A 24736-nucleotide genomic window follows, 5' to 3' on the forward strand; every position below is an offset into this window, starting at 1 on the left:
CCGCAGTGAACCGGAGCTATTTGGCCGCGCAATCGGCTGATCTGCTCGCCTACATCCCGAGCCCACCGCAGGGCGTGTGGCAAGTAGGGCCTTTCGCCCTTCGTGCGTACGCACTGTTCATCATCCTTGGCATCATCATTGCCATTGCGTGGGGCGACCGTAGGTGGCAGGCGCGCGGGGGAGAACCCGGCACGGTCCTCGACATCGCATTGTGGGCAATCCCATTCGGGTTCGTGGGTGGTCGGGCCTACCATGTCGCGACCGATTGGCAGAAGTACTTCGGCGAGGGCGCGAACCCTGTCGATGCATTAAAGGTATGGCAGGGCGGGCTAGGAATCTGGGGTGCTGTCGCGCTAGGCGCGGTAGGCGCATGGATTGGGTGCCGCGCCAAAGGCGTTCCCCTTCCAGCGTTCGGCGACGCGGTCGCACCGGGAATCCTGCTTGCGCAGGCCATCGGACGCCTGGGCAACTACTTCAACCAAGAACTTTACGGCCAAAGCACCGACGTTGCCTGGGGCCTGGCGATCTACACAAGGCTTGATGGTGAGGGACGAATCGACAATCTGAACGGCGTCTCCACCGGGCAGATTGTCGACATTGTGCACCCGACGTTCCTCTACGAATTGTTGTGGAATGTCTTCTTCGTTGTCGTGCTGGTGGTGCTTGATCGGAAGTTCCGGCTAGGACACGGACGCCTATTCGCGCTCTACGTCGCGGGCTATAGCTTCGGACGATTCTTTGTGGAGCTGCTGCGAGCCGACCCCGCCAACGAGATCTTTGGCATTCGTATCAACTCCTTCACCTCCGCGATCGTATTCACCGGGGCAGTGATATTTGTTCTCCTTGCTAAGAAGGGGCGGGAAGAGCCTGAAGAGCTGGTCCCAGCCGCTCACCGGAGCCCCACGGCTGCTGTCGTGACAAGCCCCGCAAACGGTGACTCAGGGGCATCTGAGAATGCGAGCGCTCCAGGCGACGACACCGGTGAAACCGAACCGCGGTAGCTATGTCACCGCCGGGGCAGTGTGACTCGAGTAATCCGCACCCACCGCATCACAGCCATGCCAGCGGTGAGTGCGGGCACACACTCTCTCATCGGCGGACACCGTTGCGGACTCTCCTATTCGCAGGAGGGGCGGCAACAGTAGTCGGAGCCGGATGTGTGTACCTGTGGGCGTTTAGCCCGCACGACTCCAGTTCCATCTATCCAATCTGCCCCACGAAACTTCTCACAGGTTTCGACTGTCCAGGTTGCGGTGCACTCCGGATGGGGCACGATCTGCTGCGCGGCGATATCGTCGCTGCGGCCAACGACAACCTGTTTCTCCTTGTGCTCACGCCCATCCTGGTTCTGTGGGGATTGTGGTTCCTGTGGCGAAAACGTCGGGGTGCCGCACCCCGGCCGCCGTGGCGTGCGGCGGCGGTGGTGACGGGGCTAGCAATTGTCTGGGGCGTGGTTCGAAACCTGCCCAATTTCCCGTTTGTTCCGGGCGGATAAGGCGACTTGTGGAGAAATTCTTTGCTCGTTAACCCGACACCGTAGAGCCAACACAGTTTGGCGGACTATGTTGGTGTGTGTGAAACGTCGCGCGAAGATTGTATGCACCCTTGGCCCCGCAACTGGTTCCGCGGAACGGGTGAGGCAGCTCATTGATAGTGGAATGGATGTGGCACGGCTCAACATGAGCCACGGTGACCACGCCACCCATCAGGAGAATTACCAGTTTGTACGAGACGCAGCCGAAGCGTCTGGCCGCAATGTGGGGATTCTCGCTGACCTTCAGGGGCCAAAGATTCGCCTCGGGCGTTTCAAGGACGGCCAAACGACGTGGGCAAGTGGCGAAGAGGTTCGCATCAGCGTCGATGATTGCGAAGGCACTCATGACCGCGTGTCGACAACCTACAAAGACCTCAGCACCGACGCACGCGCGGGCGACCGTTTGCTTGTTGATGACGGCAAGGTCGGCCTTGTAGTGACTGCCGTGGAGGGGTCAGATGTTGTATGCCGGGTAGTAGAGGGCGGACCGGTTAGCAACAACAAAGGCTTGTCGCTGCCCGGCATGAATGTTTCTGTGCCTGCGCTGTCTGAGAAGGACATCGAGGACCTCGAGTTTGCCCTGAAATTGGGCGTCGACATGATCGCGTTGTCTTTCGTGCGGTCTCCGTCCGATATTGAACTTGTGCACGACATCATGGACCGGGTGGGCCGTCGTGTCCCAGTGATTGCCAAACTCGAAAAGCCAGAAGCGATCGACAATCTTGAGGCAATCGTCCTTGCGTTTGACGGCATCATGGTGGCTCGTGGAGATCTTGGCGTAGAGATGCCGCTCGAAACTGTGCCACTGGTTCAAAAGCGTGCAATTCAGGTCGCTCGTGAGAACGCGAAGCCTGTCATTGTGGCAACACAGATGCTTGAATCCATGATTACCAACGCCCGCCCTACTCGCGCTGAAGCATCAGACGTCGCCAACGCTGTGCTCGACGGCGCGGATGCAGTGATGTTGTCCGGTGAGACCTCGGTGGGGCAGTACGTGATGGAAGCTGTCCGCACAATGGCGCGCATTGTCACAGCGGTCGAGACGGAATCAACGGTGGTTCCGCCACTCACTCACGTGCCGCGCACCAAGCGCGGAGTGATTTCGTACGCCGCCCGCGATATTGGCGAGCGGCTCGAAGCGAAGGCGTTGGTGGCGTTCACGCAGTCGGGTGACACTGTTCGGCGGCTAGCGCGGTTGCACACCCACCTGCCGCTCGTTGCGCTGACTCCCATCGCCGCAGTGCGTAGCCAGCTATCGCTGACGTGGGGTACGGAAACTTTCACTGTGGACTACGTCGAGAGCACAGACGCCATGATTCGCCAGGTTGATGATGCTTTGTTGAAGATTGGCGGCTATTCGAAAGGTGATCGGGTTGTCATCGTCGCTGGTGCGCCCCCCGGCACCGTTGGTTCGACGAACCTGATTCAGGTGCATCGCATTGGCGAAGACGACCACTGACACTTCTTGTCAGACTGCTGTGGCATGGTGTTGAAGTCGCGGTCGTGAACTCAAATGTTGAGTGCGGCCGCGCTTCGGCGATGTGTCCAGCGATGTGAGATTGCGAGTCAGTAGAGATGATGGGTCGAGCTAGGTCATTCAATCGACGGGCCTGTGCTGCTGTCGCGGCTGCGATCACAGCTTCCCTCATCTTCACTGGCTGTTCGTTTGGTACATCAGGCGGTGGACCTTACGGCGAGGGGTCCGTTCAGGAGTTTGAGCGAGCCACAGATGTAGGCACAACCGAACCAGCGTCGACTGCGACGGATGAGCCGGTACGTGATCAATCGCCCGAGTCTCGTGAGAATGCGGCAGAGGGATTCCTCAACGACCGTGGCGCTTTGCCACGGAGCGACGCTGCGGAGATTCGTTTCGGCGGGTCGATGCCTCAGGGTGTTGAGGGGCCTTTCCGCGTTGATCGCGTGGTTGACGGCGACACTGTGCGAGTCCTCATCAATGGCGAATCAGTGTCCGTGCGACTGATCGGTCTGGATACCCCCGAAATCGTTCACCCGCAGCGCCCGGTGGAATGCTTCGGGCGAGAGGCATCGGATCGGGCGAAGCAACTGCTAGACGGCGAAACCGTGTACCTGGAGTTCGATCCCACTCAGGGACGCGAAGATCGGTTTGGCCGTGCTCTCGCATTTGTGTGGTTCGACGACGGTCGGTTATTCAATTACGAAATGATCGCCGCAGGTTACGGCCACGAATACACCTTCAGGGCGCCGTACCGCTACCAAGAGGAATTCAAGGCAGCCCAGCGAGCAGCCTCCGATAATGATCGTGGACTGTGGCATCCCGATACGTGCGCTGGGGTTGTTGAGTAGCCGCAATTGCAATTTTGCACCAATTTGTGCGCAAATCGGCAACACTGAAAATACAACGGTTCCGATTTCTGCCAATGAACTTGGACGGTGCTACAACGATGTGGGACACAATTGACGACCGCTTGTTCGATGCCGTAGCTGCGGAATACATCGACGGGATGCACTACACGGACCTCATTTGCGAGGTTGAGGCTCTCGTCCGGTGCGAGCGACAACCTGATGCCATCGAAATCCTTCGCACCGTCGTCGAAAATTTGGCCCACCGCTCGGACCTAAACGCACAAACGATACCGCTCTGGTGGATCACTACCGGAGCCGCTATCGCACGGTCAGTGGGCGACTCGTCCACTGAACTATGGTTCTACGACATGTGGATTTTCCACGAACCTGATGGGGATCGGCATCGCACACTTGAAAGCGCGCGTCGCCGGGTCGAACAACACCGCGCACTGGGATCACGTTAGTGCGCCCGCGATAGCCTGCGTCGTTAGCATTCCATCGGCCGGAATCGTGACACGATCTCACCTATGGTTCGTCGACATTCGAGCAAGACGCATTCGATTCCAGCCTCGGAATGGCCCCTCATCGGCGCTGCATTCGTCTACCTGGTTGCGTACTCCGTAATCGTGCTCGCGCCTGATGCTTCACTTGGTGGGGTTCCCCAGCTATTGATGGTCGTGGTGTGGGTGGTCTTTGCGATTGACTACTTCGCGCGACTCATCGTTGCCGAACAACGGGTGCGTTGGTTCTTCACTCATCTGCTGGATCTCGCTGTCGTCGTACTACCTATGCTGCGACCACTTCGTTTGCTGCGTCTTGTAGTGGTGGTGCATCGACTGCAAATTTCGGTGGGCCGAACGCTTCAGGGTCGTGTAGCTACTTACGCAGCTGGATCATCGGTTCTCTTGATCTATATTGCGTCGCTTGCAATTCTCGAAGCTGAACGAGGTGCCCCAGGTACGGAGATCACCAGTTTTGGGGATGCGTTGTGGTGGGCGATTGTCACCGTCACCACAGTCGGATACGGCGACATCACCCTAATGACCACAGGTGGTCGATTTATTGCAGTCCTGCTGATGTTTGGTGGTATCAGCTTGATCGGTGTCATCACGGGATTGATGGCATCAGCGATTGTGAACAGGGTCGCGGAAAACGACGACTCACAGCAGGCGGCAACTCGCGCGCAGGTCCGTTCGGTTGACCATCGGATAGCGGATCTGGAAGGCCGCATTGCTGATCTCACGCGAGCGATTGAGGCATCCCGTTCGAATGGTCGTGAATAAGTACTTCACGGTTGTGACCCGACCACCAGAATTTCACTTCATGTGAGATATGTCACCCTGGATCTGGCGAACTTCGATACATTGTGAATCCTTCAAACAGCGCATTGCAGAAACTGAAGGAGTATCAAGAGGGGGTAAGCATCTGCAGATTATGGTGCCCTCGGTGAGACTCGAACTCACACTGGACGGGTTTTGAATCCGTTGCCTCTGCCAATTGGGCTACGAGGGCATATAGCAGTAATGCTCGTTGCTGCATGACGATAGTACACGCGAATGACGGCTGCAAAATGCGCACTCGCCCGTCGCGTCGGTCGTACTCAGTCGATGCGAAATTTAGGATACACGCAAACATTCAAAGCCGAGGATTGCGCCATGCGAATAGTTTGCCTAGCTCATCGCGTGCAAGGGCCTTTGCCCGGTAGTCTTCAAGAGCGGAGCGAATGTTATGAAGTGCCGCCGGAAATATTGACGGCGGTCGGTGAAGGGGAACGGTGTCGATGATGGACTCCGAGTCTGTGCAGGCAGAGTCAGCGGTCAAGGACGGGATTGCATCCGAAGCCCAAGGCGGGGCAACGGGACAATTGAACGACGGGCAAAAAGGTTCATGGCCGGTTCGGCGCGTTCTTGTTGCGGAAGACGAGACCCTCATCCGGCTGGACCTAACCGAAATGCTCCGCGACGAAGGCTACGAAGTTGTTGGCGAAGCTGGGGATGGTCAGCGAGCCGTCGAGTTGGCCGAGGAGCTGACACCGGACCTTGTCATCATGGACGTCAAGATGCCCATTCGCGACGGCATCGATGCTGCGGCTGAAATCGCCGCCAAGCGCATCTCCCCAGTCGTGATACTCACTGCTTTTAGTCAGCGCGAACTAGTCGAACGTGCCCGTGACGCGGGCGCGATGGCCTATTTGGTGAAGCCGTTTTCTCAGGGCGACCTTGTCCCAGCGATCGAGTTGGCAACCAGCCGATTCGCCGAACTGAAGGCGCTAGAGAAAGAAGTCGGTGAACTCACTGACAGGTTAGAGACTCGAAAGCTCATTGATCGTGCCAAGGGTGCGTTGATGAATGCTCATGGAATGTCGGAGCCGGAAGCTTTCCGGTGGATTCAACGAGCAGCAATGGATCGTCGAACCACCATGAAAGTCGTTGCTCAAGTTGTCGCCGATACCCTCTCTGTGAAACCAAAAACGGCCAAATAGCGCGTCATATTGACCGCCATGTAAAGAACGGTATGTCCGAAATTACGGGTTGGTGACATGTGGCGCGTCTTGTGGGCGAATAGTCGCGAATGTGGATAAATTCCAAGAACCAGGAAGGCTGAGCCGTTCACCGCAACTTTGTGGCGAACACCCGATCGGCCCTTGAGTTTCGAGGAGAGCACATTCATGGCACAGAAGAAGTGGCTGCGCTACGCGGCTATGGTCGGCGCCACCTCGCTTGCACTAACTGCGTGCAGTTCGAGTGACGGGGTCGACGAAGTTCAGCTTGCTGATACCGATTGCGATCCGCCCCAAGCGCAAGCGAGTGGCAACCCGTCTACGGACCCTCTGAAGTTCGGTGGATTGCTTCCTCAAACAGGTGACCTTGCCTTCCTCGGACCACCAGAAATCGCTGCGACCGAACTTGCTGTCAAGGAAATCAACGAAGCTGGTGGCGTTCTCGGCAACCCCGTGAGCATCAACCAAGGTGACTCCGGCGACACCACAACAAATATTGCGAACCAGACGGTCGACCGCCTTCTCGCTGACGGTGTACAGGTCATTATCGGTGCCGCATCGTCTGGTGTTTCGCTCAACGTGATCGACAAGATCGTCGACGCCGGTGTCGTCATGTTCTCTCCTGCGAACACTTCTGACCAGTTTGTGTGCTACCCCGACAAGGGGTTGTACTTCCGGACAGCTCCTACCGATGTCCTTCAGTCGCAAGCCCTAGTGCAGATGATGGCCAGCGATGGCGTTCAGCGCGTCGCTGTACTTGCCCGCAACGATCCGTACGGTGCGGGTCTTGCGCGCAACACGGAACGATTCCTACAAGAAGCAGGCGTCGGATCTGACCAAATCGAACTCATCATCTACGACCCCAATGCGCAGTCGTTCAACGCGGAACTCGATCGTATTGCTCAGTTTGACCCTGATGCGATCGCAGTGATTGGTTTCGACGAGAGCAAGCGGATCATCACCCGAATGGCCGAGATCGGCATTGGTCCGCAAGACAAGCTTGTATACGGAACTGACGGCAACATGGGTAACGCCTTGGGCGAAGGCCTAGCACCGGGGTTGCTTGAAGGAATGAAGGGAACGGCGCCACAGACGGCGCTCAGCTCAGACTTTGAAGAGCGTGTCCGGGCCACAGGTGCCGAGATCGGACTTAACCTGTCCGATTTGCAATATTCCGCAGAAGCATACGACGCGGCAATTATTACCGCACTGGCCGCTGAAGCTGCAGGCTCCACACGCGGCGTTGATATCGCTTCAGAGATCAACGGCGTCACACGCGATGGTGAAGACTGCACCACATTTGCTGAATGCCGCGACCTGATCGCCGCTGGGCAAGACATCAACTTCAACGGCATCACCGGTGAACTTGAGTTTGCGCCAGCAGGTGAGCCCGGAATCGGCTCGTACGGTGTGCTTGAGTTCGGGCCGGACAATGCCCTACTGCCGGTCGAAGACTACATCGTAGTGAGCATCGACGACTGATCCAGTCAACACAAAAGCGGGGCGGAGCCACAGTGGCTCCGCCCCGCTTCTTTGTTTCTTGCCTTCGAGCTAGTGAGTGCCGCGCTCGTTCTTGCCCGCAAGTGTCCCAAGGTACAACTCGATTACTTTCGGGTCATTCAGCAAGTTGTGACCGGTATCGGTGTAGGCATTTTTACCTTGATCAAGCACGTATCCTCGGTCGCAAATTTGTAGGCAGCGACGCGCATTTTGCTCAACCATGATGATGGAAACGCCCGTCGCATGCCTTGTTGCCCGCTGATCAACGCCACCCGAGACGATGTCACCCAGATCTATCACGAGGTCAGGACGCTTCTGGTCCAGTACGCCAAGCACAGCTTAGAGGACGGGCACATTTCCGTGGATGTCGGCGATATGCGCGATGTTAGTCACCCCGGTACAGGTAGCAACCTCTATCGAATGGGCAGTCTCAGCGGTGTATTGGACTACAAAATGTGGAGCGCATAATTGCTTAGTCAGGTGGTCGGTAGTGCGTAGCGTGGCTGCAGCGGCCATCGATCGGTGTTCCGTAGATTCTCAAATCGGCAGGATCTAAGCGTTCGCCCATGCTGCAGAGCTTTTCCAGCTGTATAGGTAGGTTTCCATTGGGATCCCCGAAATATAGTAATTAGTCGTTTATGGTCGGTCCAGCGGCAGGCATGGCTTCCAGTCCGCCTTCGGAGCACCAGGCGAGGAAGTGACAATTGGTTGACTCATAGGCGATGTGAATTTTTTGGCGCGCAATTGCTTGTGTAGTTTCGCGCCGTATTGCGCTCGGAATCTTGTCGTGTCGCTGAGGACGCAGACGGGGCAGCTGAGCTAATCCGGCTGATCGCGGTCACGAATCCTCCTTGGCGGCAAACTATTATGCGAACTAATGTTCGTCCTCCTCGGAGATATCTGACATCCTCACAGTTCAACGTCACGTGAAGGTATGGGCAGCGAGTGGGTTGGTGACCCCAAAGATGTTGTCCCGCAAATGGTATAGACGTTACTTCCAAATTATCGGCAATACCCGCGAAAGGTATGTGCACCACCCGACCCTGCCCCACAAACCGTCGCGGTGGCCCCGAACATTGATCACCGTCGCCGACGATGCTCCCCGGAATCTGCCGAAGTGCACACCCTGAACCGCTACCGTGGAACCGGTCCCACTGGACGCGACGCCCCGGAGACGAGAGACAGAGATACCGTGACCAACCCTGGGTACGACCCGAGCACGCGCAGCACCCCGCAACTCCTACAAGAGTGGGCCGCGATCATGCGGGAGCTCCGGCATCGTGATGTCGTCCGCACCAACAACAATCCAGTGGGAGACATCGCCGAAGCAATCGTGCACGAGTACTACGGCGGCGAACGCGGAGGATTCAGCCAAGCCGGATGGGATATCCGTTCACCAGAGGGTCACCGCATTCAGGTCAAAGGAATGCGACTAACGCCCACGACCAAGTCTCGGAACCTGAGCCCCATCCGCGACAGTGACTACGACTTTGTTGTGGTGGTGATCTTCAATGAAGACTTCCACGTCATCGAAGCACTACGGATGTCGAGGAACACCGTCGAGGAACAATTCAGCCACCGCGCATACGTCAACGGCCGCATCATTAGCGTCACCGCCGCGTTGCGTCAGCACCCCGGCGTGGAGATCGTCGACCTTGTACCTGCCTACCATCGCCTTCACTCCTAAGGGGTTGGTCGACAGGTGGGCACCGTTCGGAGCCCGCCCGAAAGAACTACTGCTACCTGAACTTTGAGGACCACACAAGGCTGCAACTGGTGGTTAGTCCGCGGGAGCCCCTGCAGCATAAGCCCGCCGTGCGAGCTCGAGTAAGTTGTGTTCACCCAGATACCAGACGTCGCCCCCAGGAACAGCATCACGCGCAATGCCAGTGGCCTGTTCGATGATGTGCTTGGCGAGAGCCGTCGGTGTCCACACCCGGTCGTATTCCTGATCTGCTCGCCACCGTAGCGGGCTTTGCCGGTTGCGAACCCATACAGCCTCACCACGGGCAGGGTCTGTGACAATCCACTGTTCTATCTGTTCAGCCAGGTCAAGGCTGATGGAACCACGTACACGCAACTGCAGTGTGGAACCTTCCGCGATCGCGGAGTGGTCGAAGAGGATGTGGGCGGAACGTGCCGCGCGGGATTGCACCTTCTTTTCAGCAATTATTTCCGCCACCGCGTTCGCCTTTGCCGCGCTGTCGGGTGTGAGAATACGTAGAGACGGATCTACCACAGGGTAGAGGCGCCGAAAGACTGCGCATCGCTGCGATGGACTGTCAGCGGTGACGAACACATTGACGGTATGCATTTCGATGACCAAGGAGTCCGTCAGATTCGTGAGCCACTCGACGGTGGTGTAGGTCTGCGCGGTGAAATCTTCGGCCAGCAAAATGATCTTCGGAATGGTGAGCACAACTTCGTCCCACTCATCCACGACATGATCTGTAAGCATCCTCATCGCCTGGTCTGCCGAAATCGGTTCACCAGTGGGGTTCAACTTATTGAGGTAGTCGGCGTGGGCCTCGGCGAGGGTTTCCTTCGTAAACCCCGCCACTAGGGAGGCATAGGTGATCGCCTGCAAATGAATGCGAGAGTCAGAACCCCGCTTGAGTTCGACCACCACCGTTTGTCCGGAGCTGTCCAGCCCGAGAACATCGAGCCGTTCTTTAGTCAGGTCACCGAAGTCCGAGGACCACGAGTTGTACTGTGTCGCGATGATTTTGATGTCGTCACCGAGCACGCCGGGGTGGGTGACAATCCATTGCTCAAGATGCTTTTCTTCGAGCACACCAAGTTGGCTCAGCGACGCCTGCTGCATGGGCTGAGCTTCAGGTCCGTCAATGGTGAACACGAACATCAGTGCCTCCACAGTGTTTCGTTCTAGGTTTTACGTGTCCGTATCGGCGCCGCATGAAGCCATCATGCAGGAGGTGACCTGCCAGCGGGCGCGGTTGACTGTGGCGGTCGTTACATTCGGAAGTTTTGGTTCTGGTGACACTTTTTAGTGTTTGTGCGCATCTAACTTTCAGACAACGATGCACACACGCTGCATCTGATGGGATAGGGAAACAACCCAAAGTGCTTGTCGCGATGGGTTGTCGGGGGAGGGACACCACGATGACAACACCAGAGAATCAGACGAACAATGGCACCAGCTCGCCGCAGCCAGGCAACTATTACACGCCGCCGCAGTGGCAGCAGCCCACGGGTCCGGACTACAGCCAATCCCAACCCGCCGCGCCTGCGTGGGGGGCGTCGCACCCGCACCACACAAACCCCTACACCTCCGCCGGTGTGGGAAACTATCCGACCGGCCATCCGTACCGGGCGCACACTGCGGGGCACAGTAATGGTGTTGGTATCGCCGCGCTAGCGACAGGGTTGGCGGCCGTACCACTGGTGTTGGCGTTCTCAGTGTTGGGCGTCGCGGTGGGCTTTGTCGCTGTCGTCCTCGGTGTGATCGGCTTGTACCTGATTCGGTCGGGCACAGCCTCAAACAAGGCGCTGCCGATCGGGGGCATCATCAGCGGCGGCGGGGCCATGCTCTTCGGTATCGCGTTGACCCTGTATCTGGTCGTGAACTTCGTCGGCTTTTTCAAAGAAGCCCGCGAAGGATTCCCGAATCAACCTGATCCTCTACCCACCCAGTTTGTCAGCACCGATGATGCAACAACACCGGATATGACAGGTAGCGGTTCCTCGGACGACTCCACGGTCGCCGCAGTCGGTGAAACCCACAGGATTGGCGACTGGGACGTAACGGTCCATCGCACAGTGATGGATGCAACCGCCGACATCCTCGCAGAAAACCCGTACAACGACCGACCCGACTCCGGGCAGCAGTTCGTCATGGCCTATGTGACCCTGACTAACACCACGAATGGGTATCTCAGCCCAATCATGACCTATTTCGATCTGATCGATTCCAGCGGCACAGTGAACGGTCTGGTCAGCAACTTCGCGTACTGCGGTGTGGTTCCGGATTCGTTGGAGACCTACACCGACGTGGCACCAGGTAACAGCGTCAGCGGCAACGTGTGTGTCGCTGCACCGAGCTCGAAGCTCAACGGAGCAACGTGGCAGGTCACCATCCATCGCGGGGATTTCAGCCAAACAGACGTTGGCCGATTCAACATCGGCTAACCCACATCGCCACCAGGGTCTTAGGTTTTACGCCTTGTCTTTGCCGAAGCGGTCATCGTCCGGTGATGCGCTCGCCAGTCACAAGGTAATTATGGGTAGATATGAGTATGGCCCGCACTAGGGCGGGCCTACTCGCTTCGGAGTGTCAACCCCCACCGGGCCTAAGACCCTGGTGAGCGTACGCAGAACGCATCCTCACAAGTGGGACGTCAGTACCTGCGCTTTGTGTAACCCCTCGAAAGTGATTACGTATTTTATTATACATACATGCCAGGTAGACAGGCATGGTGTGTGTTCTGTGTTATGTGTCTGTTGCCCAAAACATAACGGATGCACCTACGGTTCGAGTGTGCTGTCCGGGAGCCAATCAGCGCCGAACAACGCCGCAATCTTATGCAACGCCCCAGTGTCACCATCCACACTATTTGATGTCACCACCAGTCGGTCCACCATGATTTTTGCGGCGGTTTCCTCCACCGTGCCCGCGGCATACAGCAAACTCCACGGACACACCTGGTAGTCACGATGAGCACGCCCAATGGTTTGCCTGGCCTGAATCCCGGAGTACCGAGGCTGATGAAAAATCCCGATCCGCTGCGCACTGGTGGCGCGGCTACCATCAGCCATCAGCTCGTTCGCCTGCAAGTTGATTGCTGAAGCGGTATTGAAGACCACCACGTGCGCATCCCCGCGCTGAAAACGAAGACGTTCCGCTTCCAAGTCAGCACCTCCACCGTAAATGCGGGCAACCGGAATTTCGAGTCGCTCAAGGTGTTCCGCCACCGGATCCGCCGCCGTGGTCACGAGCTCCACCGCCACCAGAACTTGATAGCCGCGACCGACATGGGCCGCAACCAACCCCGCTGTTTGCGCTGCCCGCAACATCCCGGCTTTCTGCCGAAAACGCATCAATGCCGCACGACCACGGGCAGTGTCATTACCGCTTCGTGCGAGCCGCATCTCGCGCTGAAAATCGCCCCACTCCTGGTGGTAGGACGCCCACTGTTCTGGGGTGAAGTCGACCGGCAACCCGTCGATCGGTGCAGGCCCCCACGGTGCGTCGCGGTGCAACATCACCGGTGGCCGCGCAGCGGTCATCCACTGCCGCACACGCGTGACCGCCTCATTTTGCAGAACTGGGGAAGCTTTCGCGTCCTCGTTCCATGCCCATTTCCCGGAATCCCACCCCGGGGTGAGTGGCAACCCCAAAGCCACCAGTTTCGCACCGAGATTCGACCACTCAGCTGGTGGATCTTGATGGATTTGAGCCAGCAACGACGACAGGTAGGTGTACTCGCCGGGGTGATGCCCGGGGGTGGCGGTCAATGTGATGACGAACGGCGCTTTTCCCGCCGGGGCGCTGAGCTTAGCCACCCGTCGTTGGTACTGAGTACGTTGTGCGCTCAAATGCCGGAATTGCTGCGCCTCATCGTTGATGATCACATCGAAGTGATGCTTTGGTTGCCCGTTGCGGGCTAACAGTTTTTTCAGCTGGTCAGGGGATATAATTAACCAGCGGTGCCCGCCGTCGCCGAACGCGGCAATGGAATCACGCCACGCAGCAATCGTGATGGCAGCAGGCCGATCAACCGTGATCAAAATGGTGTTACCACCAAGGATTTTCAATGCCGCTTTAGCACCAAGGATCGCCGATCCGGTTTTTCCGAGTCCTGGGTCGTCGGCAAGGAAAAAACCCCGCCACCCTGCGTGGGCGGCGCGGGCAATCGCTTTTGCAGCATCGATTTGCTCTACCCGCGGGGTTTTCGGGGACGCGGTAGCGCCACTGCTGTGTGTGCCATTGAGGTTGTCCTCGACCCAGCGCTGGTAGGAGTACGGTTTTGATGCGAAGACGGTGAGTGTTGCGGGAAGTGTCGCCCCCACATAGGCATACGATTTGATGCCCGCGTAGTAGCGGGCCCCGGCAGCGGGTGCTTTGAAGGGCACATCGAGAACCCATATGCGCTGGCCGGTTCCTGCGGTGGGGATGTCCGCTGGTTTGACGGTTCGGCTTCGCCGGGTGGGTCGCTTTGTTCGTGTGGCGCGTGTCATGACCAGGGGTCGTCGACATTAACCGCTTCTGCAGCGAACTCGGCATCGAGTTTCTCCGCAACGGCTGGGGCAGGTTCCGGCTTCGGTGCAGGTGCAGGTGCAGGTGCGGGCGGGGGTGCCGACACCGTCGTCAGCAAAACCCGACGTTTCAACTTCATAGCCTCATCCAACCGCAACGACAGCTGATACAAGCTTTTCGTTACCGCAGACGGCGTGGCTGTATCACCAGCCGTGGTAGTGAGCGTTCTATGCCCACTTCGCGTAAAAGCAGTTGCGCCCCGGCCTATGGGGGGTGGCCGACGCGCAACTTGGGGGGATGGGGAAACCGTCGTACGTCGGCTTCCCCGGAGCGTGCAGCCATCGGGGGAGAATGTGCTGCACGCGCTTTAATTAGGCTACTTGCTGCTCAGTGCTCGCAGCTTCTACTTGTGCGACACCGGTGAACTGGACTTGTTCAGGACCGGTAGCCCTGAGCTGAAAGTGCCGCCTGCGCTTTTTCGAGGTGTTCTCCGGCGGTAGCCAGAAGTTCCGCCGCCGTCACCAGGTGTGCGTTGCACCGGGAAACGCTGTCCTGCGGATCGCGCGCATCGTCGAAAACGTCGAGTTCATCAAGTGAACGAACCAGTGCTTGCCGAAACTTTGTCAGCGCATCCGGAAGACGATGCGGAACGTATTTGAGGTCAGCTAGTACGTCATAGAGTTCCGGCGCAGAAGGAACATCAGGAGTGTCGTGTGCAATCGCACGGATTGCCTCCGATGCTGTCTGGGCATGCTCAATAAGTCGCGTGGTCACTGCGATCGTCCGGCATTCCTGATGATCATGTTCCTGATGGTCCACATGAAGGTGATGGCAATGACTGGCCACACAATCAGTGCGATAGGGCTTTCGCTCCATCCTGCTAGCACGCCGATGATCGTCAACACACCTGAGAAAGTCAGAAAAATCGCGCCGAAGGTAAGCCACATTGTCTGCCGTGATCGCTTCTCATCACGTAGTTCCAGTCGGTTCTGGTGATCTGTCAAGGTACTGAACTCCTGTCTACAAGCTCTACGGCTCTGCTGTACCGAGGAAGTATTACAGGGACATCTGACATTCTCTGCGGTGCGTCTACTACCAACGAAACACCGCCAACCGAAGTGTTGCCACGCGACTTCGCGATCAACCGCGGCACTCTGAGTTGATCCTCAGATTGACAGACCCGCAGGGTAGAAAAATCGCCATGAGTGCACATAACCCCGGCAATACGCCCGCGACGACGGATCGGCTTCCCACTGGCTCGGTGTACGAGACGGAGGTCGAGAATCAAGCGCAGTACATGTTCACCTGGTGGCGCGACAGCAATCCTGATCAAGAACTCGACTCCGACACCATCGCAACCCTGCGCATTCAAGCACGCATGATCGTCGATGAGTTTCGCGCCCGCGATGCCGCAGAAGAAGTAGCGTGGATTATGGGGCGCACTTAGATCCACAAGAATCAGGCGACCTCTATCACCTGACTGGGTAGGCGCGAACGCCGCCTTTGCCGTTCAGCGCTACTTTGAGATGCAGGGCAGGCCTAGCTCGGTCTTAGGCGCCGGAGTTGGTCCGTGATGTTCTCCAGGTGCTGAAGGAAGGCGACGGCGTCGGGGTCCGCGTAGATGCTAGCCAGCAAGGTTTGATCGTCGGGATAAACTCCTCCGTGAAAATGTGCCAGGAATTCTTCTGAGTACGGTGGACCGTCTGGAATAGGCGGTGTGTCATCGTCATCTGGTGCCCCGTTCGTGAGCATCGACGTCCTTCCCAGAGAAGATATGCGTTGCGCCCCGGCCTATGGGGGGGTGGCCGGGGCGCAACTTGGGGGATGGGGAAACCGTCGTACGCCGGTTTCCCCAGAGCGTGCAGCCATCGGGGGAGATTGTGCTACACGCTGGTCTTATCAGGCTACTTCGCGTTGGTGAAGATGAGGTACTGCGCGGTGGCAAGTTGATGCGCTGTGGTCTCATCTGCATCTTGCGCTGCAGCAAGGAACTGTCCGTCTTGGATCAAACAGTAGGTCAGCGCGAAGCCTCGTGGCTTCCACCAACACATGACCTCGCCGTCGAGACCTGGAGGCGCTGAAGCTGGCTCGAGGCCATGATCAGCGAAGGTGGCGGAAAAACGCTGGAAGAGCTTTTTCGAACCTTCCGGGGTGTCCGACAAATACACCGTTGTCGCGTCAACGGCGATACGTGTGGTGCCGGTTTCTTGGTACCGCTGCAGTGACCCATCCGGGTTCGCGGCGAAGTGTGACCACCCTCGCGGCCCATAGATTGCTTGCTCACTTGTCTGCAATCCCTCAGTTCTGGGGACGGCGTACCGCAGGACCTCGTCAACGTCCATCTGAATATTGGCGAATTCTCCTGCTGGTGTAGCAGGGAACTGAGCAACAAGGGTTTTCTGCGCCTCTGTCAGGTCAAGAAGAAAATCCGCCGCCCACTGTTTGTGGACCGGGTTTACTTTGATCCAGGTGTAGAGCACGTAGTCCTGGAAGGCAGTGAAAGCGTTTGCGGAGAACGCCACATCATCTTCCGTACTGCTAATGAGGGTGCCTGGGAGGCCGGAAATCGAGTTAGATTTGGGTAGCCCAAGTCCGAAGGGATCCTCGGTGAGCAAGTTGTGGTTCATCTGTTGTGCTGCCGACTGCGCCACAGTGGCGTCAGGGAAGCGAAGTACCGCGTGAACCGTCGACTTGCTGTCATCTTCAGTGCTGCGGGAGGTGGAGAACCCGGTCAGCATGTTGTGCTGCTGAGCGATTTCGGGGACGCTACCGGTCAGCAGGGTTCCCAATGAGTTTCCGTCTTTGATGACGTACGTCGACATGGCCGCACCAACTGTGAGTTCATCATCAATTTCGGTTGGGAGAACGACGTATTCGGCTAGTCGCTGCCCTTCAACGGAGCGACCGAGGAACTCGTCGCCGACCGTGCCGAATGTGCCCCGTGCCGATGTGACGTAGTCACCGGCGTCGAGCAGCGATTCATCGACCGAGGCGGGGGACACAGCGGTGGACTCAGCCTTAGCTTCGTCACCGGTGATTGTGTTCTGTCCACACCCTGCAAGGACCGCCGCGATTGTCAGCATCACCGCTGGTGCTAGCTTCTGTGCTCGCATGTACTCCTGCCCTCCCAAGTGAGCTATACGTATGTCCTCGTCAGCGGTGCGCTGTGAGGCGTTAACAAGTTGGATGCAGCGGGGGAGGTGGAAGTGTCACCGCATTCGTGAAAGTGATGCACGTCACGAGTATCGGGGTTGTGAGCGCTGCCGTGATCAGCGGCAACTGCTACGACGACAGGGTGGTGATGTGCTGCTCAAGTGCGTCAGCTTGGCTGGTGACGATGCGGTGGTTGCGGGCGAGTCTAGTGAGGGACTCTTCCCGTTTTTGCTGGTCTTGCTTGGCAGCAGCTTCGACTTCCCGGATCTGGCGCTGGACTGCGTCGCTGCGGTCTTTGAGGTAGTCGCGGTAGCGCAACACAATTTCGGGACGGGCCACTGATAGCGCCGAGTCGAGGGTTCGGGTGGCGTGCGTGCGAGTGGTCATGATGGTTTCCCGGAGCCAGGTCAGCAGATTTTGTTTACCGGTGCGCATGGCCTTGTAGCCGAGGTTGACGCTGATCCAAGCTGCCCCGGCGACAAGCCCGAACCCGGTGATGGCACCGAGCATGGTGGTCCCGATTACACCGATGGTGAGCAGGCTTGGGTCGAGCAGATCTTGGGTTTTCTTCCCGACTGTGTGCCCACTGGTGGACTGTGTTGACAGTGTCTGAGAGATCGATGCTTCGATGTGTTCGCACAGTACTGCGTTGCCGAACAGGGGCAGCAAAATTCGCCGCAGTTCCTGGGAGAACACAGTGAGTGTGCTCCCCACAGCTGTGTGCAGGTCGCGTTCAATTTCGGTGGCGAACTTTTGAGGGTTTCTCCGCAGCACCTCAAGGCTGCGCTTCTGGATTCGGGCGGTCCATGCTGTGCGCACCTGATCGAGTTGTTGATCGAGGTGTGTCGATGCGACGGTGCGGGCAAGATTGAGATCTCTGCCGAGGAACGCTTCCCACTGTTGGGATTGCTTTTTCAGGAGTTCGAGTTCTTCCCGATCTTTGTGAAGACCAGGTAAGGCTGTCGTGGTGTTCTTCAGCGCCTGTGCGTCTTGGCGGATAAGGGTGTCGACAAGTCGTAGCCCTTCCCGCGCTGTCCGCAAAGCATCGATCATTGATGCATGTGTGCCCGACGTGAGCCGGTCGATGATCGCGGCGCGCAGTTCTGTAACACCTGACGCTGCCTCTTCAGCGTTGCGTTGAGCAGGATTATACGACGCTGCTGTGCTCGCCCGTAGGCTTGATACTCCGATGACTGGAATGTCGCGTTTTAAGTGGGTGCGCAACAACGTGCGATTCTCGTCGGCAATGAGCTGCCAGCGGCGAAGGTTTTTGTCGGTCTTCGTTAGCGCCACAATGACGTTCTCGACAGTCATGGTGGCGTCCCGAATGAACGCCATTTCCGGTTGTGTGAGAGGGGCGCTGGCGTCGGCGGTGATGACAAGAACGCACGCCAGTTGCGCCGACGCTGATGCCAACGAGGCGTGTGCGGGGTCCAAGCCGCCGGTGCCTGGTGTGTCAATGACCGTCACATCGCCGAGCGGATTATCTGCCACCGGCACGAGGACACGAGTTGGCAGAATCTCCGTCTTCGGGTCAGCTACCTTAGATCCGTGGACGCTGACCCAATCACGCAGTTCGCTGCGCGGCACCTGCCACGATTGATCCCCAGCAATAAGGTTGACCTTTGCGCCAGCATGTTTGCGTGATTCGGGAATGAGATGGATCGCCGCGGTGGTGGTGAGTTCAGGGCCCACAGGTGACAAGCCCGGTTGGCGGGTGAGCGCATTAACTAGCAGACTTTTACCGCGTCCGACTTCACCGACCACCACAACGGCGCGGGTTTGGTGTTGGTCGCTTGCTTTCTGCTCTGCGAAGTCGGCGATCGAGCTGTAGCCATAACGTCGCAGTGTGGTGCATGCGTGTTCCAATGATTGGGCTGGTGTCGTCTCGGGGGTTGACCCGCTTGAGGTTGACGCGGGGGTGTCAGCAGTGGTCGCTGGTGCCGAACCGCGGCCCGGTATCCGAACCATCGTCGCTCACACCTTCCTGTTGGGCAGATAGTTTCCTGACGATAGCCGAACATCCCATGCGAGTGCTGTCTTTCCGACACCCACCTGTGCGCTGGTCATTGGCGGACCTTGACCACCTGTAATCACCCGAGGTGGTCGAACCCTCGACCATGATCTCGTTTGTTCGTGACACTTTTTGGTCTTTGTGTGCGTCTAACTATGAGCTAGTGCCAGTTCGAAAGAAGGGGATCCGCCATGACGCCGCTGATTATCGGTGTGCTGGTTGTCAGTGTCATCGCGATCACGGTGTTTGCTCTTGCAGCAGCACTGCTGGTGTACACCCGCACTCTTGCAGGTACTGCTGTGAGTCCTACACTTTCGCTACCGGGTGCAGGTGCCGCGCGGTCATCAGTTCAGGACTTGATCGCAGCGTACGACGTCGCCATCGACGAAGCCGACCGCACCCAGATCACCGCAGACCTCGCGGCCGCCGGAGTTGTCTCGCTCACCGCGATCGAGGGGGAAGCTTTTGATCCTTCCACCCAGCGCGCTGTTGCGACCATGCCCACTACCGATGCCTTTGAGGATGGGGAGGTTGCACTGCTGCACCGACCGGGCTGGAAAGATCAGGCAGGAATCATCCGGTACACCGAAGTGTCGGTGTACCGCTACATCGGAGAGTGACGCGGAGTGACGCACACACCACAGCACACGAGTGACCCTGTCCTGAATGGTCTCGACCGGTGTTTGCACGCCCTCGCATCCGGTGGGGGTGACCTTCCCCAGCATGCAAACCGCATCGGGCAAATCCTATGGTCACCGCCGAGGGTGGTGATCACAGGACGCGTCAAAGCAGGTAAATCGACACTGGTGAACGCGTTGGTGGGCGCCCCAGTCGCCCAGACCGGTGCTTTGGAAACCACCCGCGTTGTCTCGGTGTATCAAGATGGGGCGCCCGCCCGCACTATTGTCGCAAAACGTGATGGTTCGTGGGACGAACGTCAGGTCCGGCCCGATGAAACCCGGCCCGACAGTTTTGGTTGCCCCCCTGAGGACATCCGGTATGTTCACCGTATTCTGCCGTCCGCTGCGCTACGAGCACTGACCCTGATTGACACCCCCGGTCTGTCTGCCATCTCCGGACATGGCGAAACGACCCGCGCAGCTTTCATCGAGGGGATGGACCAGACACGCACTGCGAGCGTGGAAGCAGACGCTGCAATATTTTGTTTCGACTCGACCCCCCGCGCCGACGAAATAGCATTTCTCCGCGAGCTTGGCTTCACCCCGTTGAACACACTTGGGGTGTTAAGCCGCGCGGACACCTTTGGTGAAGGCGCATTCGGAGACACCGACCCCCTCGACGAAGCTGCCCGGCACGCGCAGGTACTCGCCCAGCAACTGTCGTCGACGGTGATGACTGTGGTCCCAGTGTCAGGCCTGCTGGGGCAAACCGCGCACTGCGGCCAAGTCACCGAACATGATGCCCGCACACTGCAGCAACTAGCGCACATCAACGGCTTCCCGCTCGCAGATCTGCTCGACAGTGATGCACCAGAGCCGTTGTCCGAAGGCGACAGGAACCGATTGCTGGGAAACTACGCCGAATACGGCATTGTCTACGGCCGCGATCACGCTGCAGGCGGTGCGGACACGCTCGCGTCGTGGATGATGCACCGCTCCGGTGTGCCCCAACTTAGCCGCGTGCTGCACGAAGCATTCAGGTTCTACGCGACCCTTGGGCGTGCCGATCGACTCCTTGCTGAGTTTGACACTCTGGCCTATACCCACCCGGCGCGTGACCATATTCGCACGGTGGTGCACCAGGCTCGTTCGGATTCTGCGCTGCTGCACGTGTGGGTGTTTCGTGCGCTTAAAGGACTCCTCAAAGAAGACCCGAATTCCGCCCTCGTTGCGGAACTGACGGCACTGCTGAAACAGCCCACGGTTGCGCAGCAACTCGGGTTGCCTGCTGAGGCACCGCACCAGCAGGTTCGTGCCATCGCCCAGCAGCGTCTCGCCCGCGTTCAACATCACGCCATCCAGGGCGGATCGGCAGCCGAAGACACCGCACTGGCGGTCCTGAATCAGGTGTACACCGCGATTAGTCGATCATGAGAAGCGGGTAGTTGTGCCATGCGGGTAGTCGGCTTCCTCAGCTTTGAGCTCGTCCCACGTAACAGCGTGAACCTTGTTTCGAAGGATGCCTGTCCCAGGATCAAAATAGGGGTCATGATCAGCTGAGATCATGCGACCGTGCTGCGTCGTTTCTGAATACGAAGCTTCGTGCGCTGCCGAACTCGCTCGAGTCCTTCTTCCACAGTGATGCGACCTTCGACGTATTCCTGCATGTCTTTCTGCGCCTCAGTCGGAATCTCGCCGCCCTCGAGGCGGGCTGAGTGGATCGCATCATCAACGCTGCGGGCACGGCGCGCCTTCTCTGCGGGCGAAATACGGTCCGCCACGATGATCCCCTTCCTCCGTGTTGTGGCCTTCTTTGTACGGCGACGCCGCTGTGTTGGTGTGCCGTTCATTTTACGGGGTCGAGCTGGTGCAGCCACCGGTTCCCTTCGTCGGCTTCCTCAGCTTTGAGCTCGTCCCACGTAACAGCGTGAACCTTGTTTCGAAGGATGCCTGTCCCAGGATCAAGATAGGGGTCGACATCAGGGGCGGTCATGCTACCGTGCCGCGACGTTCCTGCACCCTCTCAGCGGTTCGGCGTCGAATCCTGTCAAGGATGTCGCCGGAAGTGATGCGCCCTTCGGCGTACTCCTGCATGTCTTTCTGGGTTTCAGGGGAAACGTCGGCACCCTCGAGGCGGGCTGAGTGGATCGCATCATCAACGCTGCGGGCACGGCGCGCCTTCTCTGCGGGCGAAATACGGTCCGCCACGATGATCCCCTTCCTCCGTGTTGTGGCCTTCATTGTACGGCGACGCCGCTGTGTTGGTGTGCCGTTCATTTTACGGGGTCGAGCTGGTGCAGCCACCGGTTCCCTTCAAGGGTAAATATCGTCAAATTCTTGGAAGAGTGCGTGATAGGTGGCGGTTATGCCGGCAGCTGCTTGTTGTGGTCGGGCCGAACATCACTAAAAAGCTGGACAAGCCCGCTGCCCTCGCGGCGGGCAGCGGGCTTTCCAGTTTCAAAGCTCAGGTCGTGGCGCTAGCCGGGTGTGCTGGTCTCTGCGTCCTTTGCGGCGAGGTGCGCGTCGACGTCGAGGCGCATCTGCTGAGCTAGCGGCTCGTCCACGCTCACCGGAATCGGAAGACTGTCTTCCCTCCGGGCCATCCACAGCTCGCCCATTGTGAACCGGAACTCCTCGCTCTTGTCCGGCCACCACCGATAAATCTCGCCCAGATCGGCGTCGCTCGGGTCCGAGCACCACGGCTTCCAGCGATCCGGATCAAGTCGCGACCACCTTCACACCTAGGTCATACGTCACTGAGAAGTCGGGGATGGATCACCCACATCAAATATGACTTGGGTAACACTGTGACACTTTCAGGGTGCGGGGCTGCATCTAACTCTGTGAGTCTTTCGTCTGGGTAAGGGGGAGTAGTCGTGATGGCCGCACCATGGGTTTTGGGTATCGACTTCGGCACATCAAACACCGCGGCCGCGCACAACAGAGTGACGGGCGGCGGTGTCGAAGCCCTACCGTTGAGCCATCACGGAAACCTGCTGCCGTCGGCTGTTTTTATGAAGTCACCTACCCAGATTGAAGTAGGTGAAGTCGCGATCAACCAGGCTGAACTGAACCCGGCAGCGTTCTTGGCTGCACCGAAACGTGTACTGGGTCAGCGCACGATTTCCCTAGACGGTTATGACCTACCACCCTCGGATGTGGTGGCAGCGGTGATCGCGAAAGTGGTAGCAAAGGCCACCACAGTACACGGTGGCGCACCACCGAGCACTGTGGTGCTGACGCACCCTGAAGCGTGGTCTGTCGCCGAGATTCAAGCCCTGACCACCGCGGCGATGCGCGCTGGTGTGCCTGCTCAGGCCATCAGAACTATCTCTGAACCTCGTGCCGCGGTGCACTATTACACCCGCACCAATACCCTCCGCGAGGGTGAAAGCATCGCGGTGTTCGACTTTGGTGGGGGCACCCTCGACGTGGCGGTCCTGTCGGCCTGCGCAGACGGTGGGTTTGATGTTGTCGCCGCTCGCGGCGACAACGCCCTAGGTGGGAAAACCTTCGATGCGCTAGTACGCCGCTGGGTTGATGAACAACTCAACGAACGCAACCCTGAACTGTTCCGTCACCTGCGCGAGACTGCTCCCTTGGGTGTGCTGCGCACGGTCGACGATTCTATTCGCCGGGCGAAAGAACTATTGTCGGAAACACCGTCCGCCCGGATCACTGTCAGCGCTGCCGGCAAACAAGAAAACTTGCTGATTACCCGTGACGAGTTCGAAGAACTTATCGGTACCAACGTCGAACGCGCCGTCGACCTTACGCGGGCGACCCTGAGGTCCGCCGGTGTCGACGCAAACCGACTGTCCGCCCTATACCTGACAGGCGGATCATCGCGCACTCCGTTGGTCCATCACCAACTTGGGCAGATCGGTCCCATCGCGACACTTGATGACCCGAAAACTGTGGTGGCGCAGGGCGCAATCATCGCCTTCGAGAGTGGGAACACCACAACCGCACCCCCAGAAGTGTTGACAACAACACCGGCTTCCTTCGCCTCTGCGGCAACTGACTTGTCACGACCACATTCCGGCGCGGACACCGTGTTCACTGGACCCCCGATCCCAACGGCACCTGGTGTGAACTGGACCGAGACCTACCCGGTCACAGCGACGACACCTACCGGCGTTGCAGCCGGAACAGGTCGGTACACAACCGGCAACACTGAACCTGATGCGCCGAACCAAACCGCAGGAGAAACCACTACCCACCGCACAGGACGTGTCACTGCCATCGCGGGTGGGGTGCTTGCTGTGCTTGTCGGTGCAGCGCTGATTGTGCCTGGACTGTTTCCCAGCACCGATGACCCTGACCGTATGAACACTGGTGACACGACCACGGCGCAGGCTGCAGCGGAAAACACCATGGCAAGCAACGACGATGCGGCAACCGGCGCAGACATCGACACCGACACTGTCGACGGAATCATGTCGGTGATGCCCGCATCCTTGGCCCAGGACCTGACGTGTGAGCGTTCCAGCTTCTCCGGAACCAACAACAAACTGACGGTGCGGTGCACGATCAATGAAGGTTCGGAGTTACTACACGGCATCAACCGTGACCAGTTTCTCGCGTTGCACGCCTATATCGACCGTGACGAGGCTGACACCCTCATTCGGCGATGGCAAGAATACGATGACGAGTTCCTCGTTGAAAACAGCGACTACACGGTCGGTGTCTTACTCAAAGATGAGCCCTCAACGAGCATGTCTGACTACGCGAATCGTGATTCCGGGCTCATCCTAAGAATCTTCAACATGGATTTAGTTGACGTTGAACAGTTTGTGCGCAACGCCGGACTGCTCTAACCGACCGCAAACGTGGCTGACACTGGCCCCGAAAACTGCCTGCCTGATGGGGG

At 58.3% G+C, this 24736-nt stretch carries 27 protein-coding genes, 1 tRNA gene and 1 pseudogene; 14 read left to right on the plus strand and 15 right to left on the minus strand.

The window, feature by feature from the left end:
* Positions 1-5: 5 nt before the first annotated feature.
* The 6 genes from lgt (at position 6) to IEW73_RS11350 (ending at position 5142) form a co-directional block, all read left to right on the plus strand.
* Positions 6-1001, plus strand: a complete 996-nt coding sequence (gene lgt, locus IEW73_RS11325; RefSeq protein ID WP_188674692.1) for a prolipoprotein diacylglyceryl transferase — start codon at positions 6-8, stop codon at positions 999-1001.
* Positions 1002-1003: 2 nt separating this feature from the next.
* Entirely contained in the window at positions 1004-1495 is a 492-nt protein-coding gene (locus IEW73_RS16640; protein WP_188674696.1) for a DUF2752 domain-containing protein, read from the plus strand.
* Between the two features lie 79 nt (positions 1496-1574).
* Complete coding sequence (gene pyk, locus IEW73_RS11335; protein ID WP_188674698.1) at positions 1575-2993, plus strand: pyruvate kinase; 1419 nt, start codon at positions 1575-1577, stop codon at positions 2991-2993.
* A gap of 116 nt (positions 2994-3109) precedes the next feature.
* A complete protein-coding gene (locus IEW73_RS16565) occupies positions 3110-3859 on the plus strand; it encodes a thermonuclease family protein (RefSeq protein WP_206050390.1) in 750 nt (249 codons plus the stop codon).
* A 74-nt stretch (positions 3860-3933) separates the two neighbouring features.
* Positions 3934-4323, plus strand: coding sequence for a hypothetical protein (locus IEW73_RS11345; RefSeq protein ID WP_188674700.1), 390 nt, complete (start codon positions 3934-3936; stop codon positions 4321-4323).
* Between the two features lie 63 nt (positions 4324-4386).
* Positions 4387-5142: a potassium channel family protein gene (locus tag IEW73_RS11350; RefSeq protein WP_188674703.1), complete on the plus strand. Its 756-nt coding sequence runs from the start codon at positions 4387-4389 to the stop codon at positions 5140-5142.
* A gap of 152 nt (positions 5143-5294) precedes the next feature.
* Here IEW73_RS11350 and IEW73_RS11355 read toward each other — a convergent pair.
* A tRNA-Leu gene (locus tag IEW73_RS11355) sits at positions 5295-5371 on the minus strand.
* A gap of 268 nt (positions 5372-5639) precedes the next feature.
* Here IEW73_RS11355 and IEW73_RS11360 point away from each other — a divergent pair.
* Together IEW73_RS11360 and IEW73_RS11365 are read left to right on the plus strand one after the other, a co-directional pair.
* A complete protein-coding gene (locus IEW73_RS11360; protein WP_188674706.1) occupies positions 5640-6341 on the plus strand; it encodes an ANTAR domain-containing response regulator in 702 nt (233 codons plus the stop codon).
* A gap of 186 nt (positions 6342-6527) precedes the next feature.
* The gene (locus IEW73_RS11365) at positions 6528-7841 is read left to right on the plus strand and encodes an ABC transporter substrate-binding protein (protein ID WP_188674709.1); all 1314 of its coding nucleotides are present in this window, start codon (positions 6528-6530) and stop codon (positions 7839-7841) included.
* 69 nt (positions 7842-7910) lie between these two features.
* Here IEW73_RS11365 and IEW73_RS11370 read toward each other — a convergent pair.
* Positions 7911-8105: pseudogene (locus tag IEW73_RS11370) on the minus strand (ABC transporter ATP-binding protein); the annotation flags it as partial.
* Between the two features lie 817 nt (positions 8106-8922).
* On the opposite strand from IEW73_RS11370, the gene IEW73_RS11375 reads away from it, so the two are divergent.
* Complete coding sequence (locus IEW73_RS11375; protein ID WP_188674712.1) at positions 8923-9546, plus strand: DUF6998 domain-containing protein; 624 nt, start codon at positions 8923-8925, stop codon at positions 9544-9546.
* Between the two features lie 93 nt (positions 9547-9639).
* Here IEW73_RS11375 and IEW73_RS11380 read toward each other — a convergent pair whose 3' ends face one another.
* The gene (locus IEW73_RS11380; RefSeq protein WP_188674715.1) at positions 9640-10722 is read right to left on the minus strand and encodes a PDDEXK family nuclease; all 1083 of its coding nucleotides are present in this window, start codon (positions 10720-10722) and stop codon (positions 9640-9642) included.
* Between the two features lie 260 nt (positions 10723-10982).
* Between IEW73_RS11380 and IEW73_RS11385 the strand changes: the two genes are divergently transcribed.
* Positions 10983-12008 carry a DUF4352 domain-containing protein gene (locus IEW73_RS11385; RefSeq protein ID WP_188674718.1) on the plus strand — a complete coding sequence of 342 codons (1026 nt, stop codon included), beginning with the start codon at positions 10983-10985 and terminating at the stop codon, positions 12006-12008.
* Positions 12009-12344: 336 nt separating this feature from the next.
* On the opposite strand, the gene IEW73_RS11390 is transcribed toward IEW73_RS11385, so the two are convergent.
* The 4 genes from IEW73_RS11390 to IEW73_RS11405 all read right to left on the minus strand — a co-directional run bounded on the left by IEW73_RS11390 (position 12345) and on the right by IEW73_RS11405 (position 15080).
* Positions 12345-14057 (minus strand): DEAD/DEAH box helicase, encoded by a 1713-nt coding sequence (locus IEW73_RS11390; protein ID WP_188674721.1) that lies wholly within the window; start codon positions 14055-14057, stop codon positions 12345-12347.
* Positions 14054-14215 carry a hypothetical protein gene (locus IEW73_RS11395; protein WP_188675203.1) on the minus strand — a complete coding sequence of 54 codons (162 nt, stop codon included), beginning with the start codon at positions 14213-14215 and terminating at the stop codon, positions 14054-14056. Before IEW73_RS11395 ends, IEW73_RS11390 begins: the two co-directional genes overlap by 4 nt.
* Positions 14216-14511: 296 nt before the next feature.
* Positions 14512-14850, minus strand: coding sequence for a hypothetical protein (locus IEW73_RS11400; RefSeq protein WP_188674724.1), 339 nt, complete (start codon positions 14848-14850; stop codon positions 14512-14514).
* Positions 14847-15080 carry a hypothetical protein gene (locus IEW73_RS11405; protein WP_188674729.1) on the minus strand — a complete coding sequence of 78 codons (234 nt, stop codon included), beginning with the start codon at positions 15078-15080 and terminating at the stop codon, positions 14847-14849. The genes IEW73_RS11400 and IEW73_RS11405 overlap by 4 nt, the downstream gene beginning before the upstream one ends.
* Positions 15081-15277: 197 nt before the next feature.
* Between IEW73_RS11405 and IEW73_RS11410 the strand changes: the two genes are divergently transcribed.
* A complete protein-coding gene (locus IEW73_RS11410) occupies positions 15278-15523 on the plus strand; it encodes a hypothetical protein (protein ID WP_188674731.1) in 246 nt (81 codons plus the stop codon).
* Positions 15524-15615: 92 nt separating this feature from the next.
* Here IEW73_RS11410 and IEW73_RS11415 read toward each other — a convergent pair whose 3' ends face one another.
* From IEW73_RS11415 to IEW73_RS11425, 3 genes are all read right to left on the minus strand, one after another.
* On the minus strand, positions 15616-15828 hold the full coding sequence (locus tag IEW73_RS11415; protein WP_188674734.1) for an RsmA family anti-sigma factor: 213 nt from the start codon (positions 15826-15828) through the stop codon (positions 15616-15618).
* 152 nt (positions 15829-15980) lie between these two features.
* Positions 15981-17189, minus strand: coding sequence for a DUF7373 family lipoprotein (locus IEW73_RS11420; protein ID WP_188674737.1), 1209 nt, complete (start codon positions 17187-17189; stop codon positions 15981-15983).
* 169 nt (positions 17190-17358) lie between these two features.
* Positions 17359-19200 carry a dynamin family protein gene (locus IEW73_RS11425; RefSeq protein ID WP_188674740.1) on the minus strand — a complete coding sequence of 614 codons (1842 nt, stop codon included), beginning with the start codon at positions 19198-19200 and terminating at the stop codon, positions 17359-17361.
* Positions 19201-19434: 234 nt separating this feature from the next.
* Here IEW73_RS11425 and grpE point away from each other — a divergent pair, with 234 nt between their 5' ends.
* On the plus strand, positions 19435-19863 hold the full coding sequence (gene grpE, locus IEW73_RS11430) for a nucleotide exchange factor GrpE (protein WP_188674743.1): 429 nt from the start codon (positions 19435-19437) through the stop codon (positions 19861-19863).
* Positions 19864-19869: 6 nt separating this feature from the next.
* A complete protein-coding gene (locus tag IEW73_RS11435) occupies positions 19870-21297 on the plus strand; it encodes a dynamin family protein (protein WP_188674746.1) in 1428 nt (475 codons plus the stop codon).
* Here IEW73_RS11435 and IEW73_RS11440 read toward each other — a convergent pair.
* The 5 genes from IEW73_RS11440 to IEW73_RS11460 form a co-directional block, all read right to left on the minus strand.
* Positions 21292-21429 (minus strand): hypothetical protein, encoded by a 138-nt coding sequence (locus tag IEW73_RS11440; protein WP_188674749.1) that lies wholly within the window; start codon positions 21427-21429, stop codon positions 21292-21294. The two genes, IEW73_RS11435 and IEW73_RS11440, sit on opposite strands and share 6 nt — an antisense overlap.
* Positions 21426-21644 (minus strand): antitoxin VbhA family protein, encoded by a 219-nt coding sequence (locus IEW73_RS11445; protein ID WP_188674751.1) that lies wholly within the window; start codon positions 21642-21644, stop codon positions 21426-21428. Before IEW73_RS11445 ends, IEW73_RS11440 begins: the two co-directional genes overlap by 4 nt.
* 65 nt (positions 21645-21709) lie before the next feature.
* Complete coding sequence (locus IEW73_RS11450; protein ID WP_188674754.1) at positions 21710-21856, minus strand: hypothetical protein; 147 nt, start codon at positions 21854-21856, stop codon at positions 21710-21712.
* Complete coding sequence (locus tag IEW73_RS11455; protein WP_188674758.1) at positions 21853-22071, minus strand: antitoxin VbhA family protein; 219 nt, start codon at positions 22069-22071, stop codon at positions 21853-21855. The genes IEW73_RS11450 and IEW73_RS11455 overlap by 4 nt, the downstream gene beginning before the upstream one ends.
* Positions 22072-22340: 269 nt before the next feature.
* On the minus strand, positions 22341-22481 hold the full coding sequence (locus IEW73_RS11460) for a hypothetical protein (protein ID WP_188674761.1): 141 nt from the start codon (positions 22479-22481) through the stop codon (positions 22341-22343).
* Between the two features lie 261 nt (positions 22482-22742).
* Between IEW73_RS11460 and IEW73_RS11465 the strand changes: the two genes are divergently transcribed.
* On the plus strand, positions 22743-24683 hold the full coding sequence (locus IEW73_RS11465; RefSeq protein WP_188674764.1) for an Hsp70 family protein: 1941 nt from the start codon (positions 22743-22745) through the stop codon (positions 24681-24683).
* Positions 24684-24736 lie beyond the last annotated feature (53 nt).

Source organism: Hoyosella rhizosphaerae (genome assembly GCF_014643175.1).
In the GTDB taxonomy this organism is placed as follows: domain Bacteria; phylum Actinomycetota; class Actinomycetes; order Mycobacteriales; family Mycobacteriaceae; genus Lolliginicoccus; species Lolliginicoccus rhizosphaerae.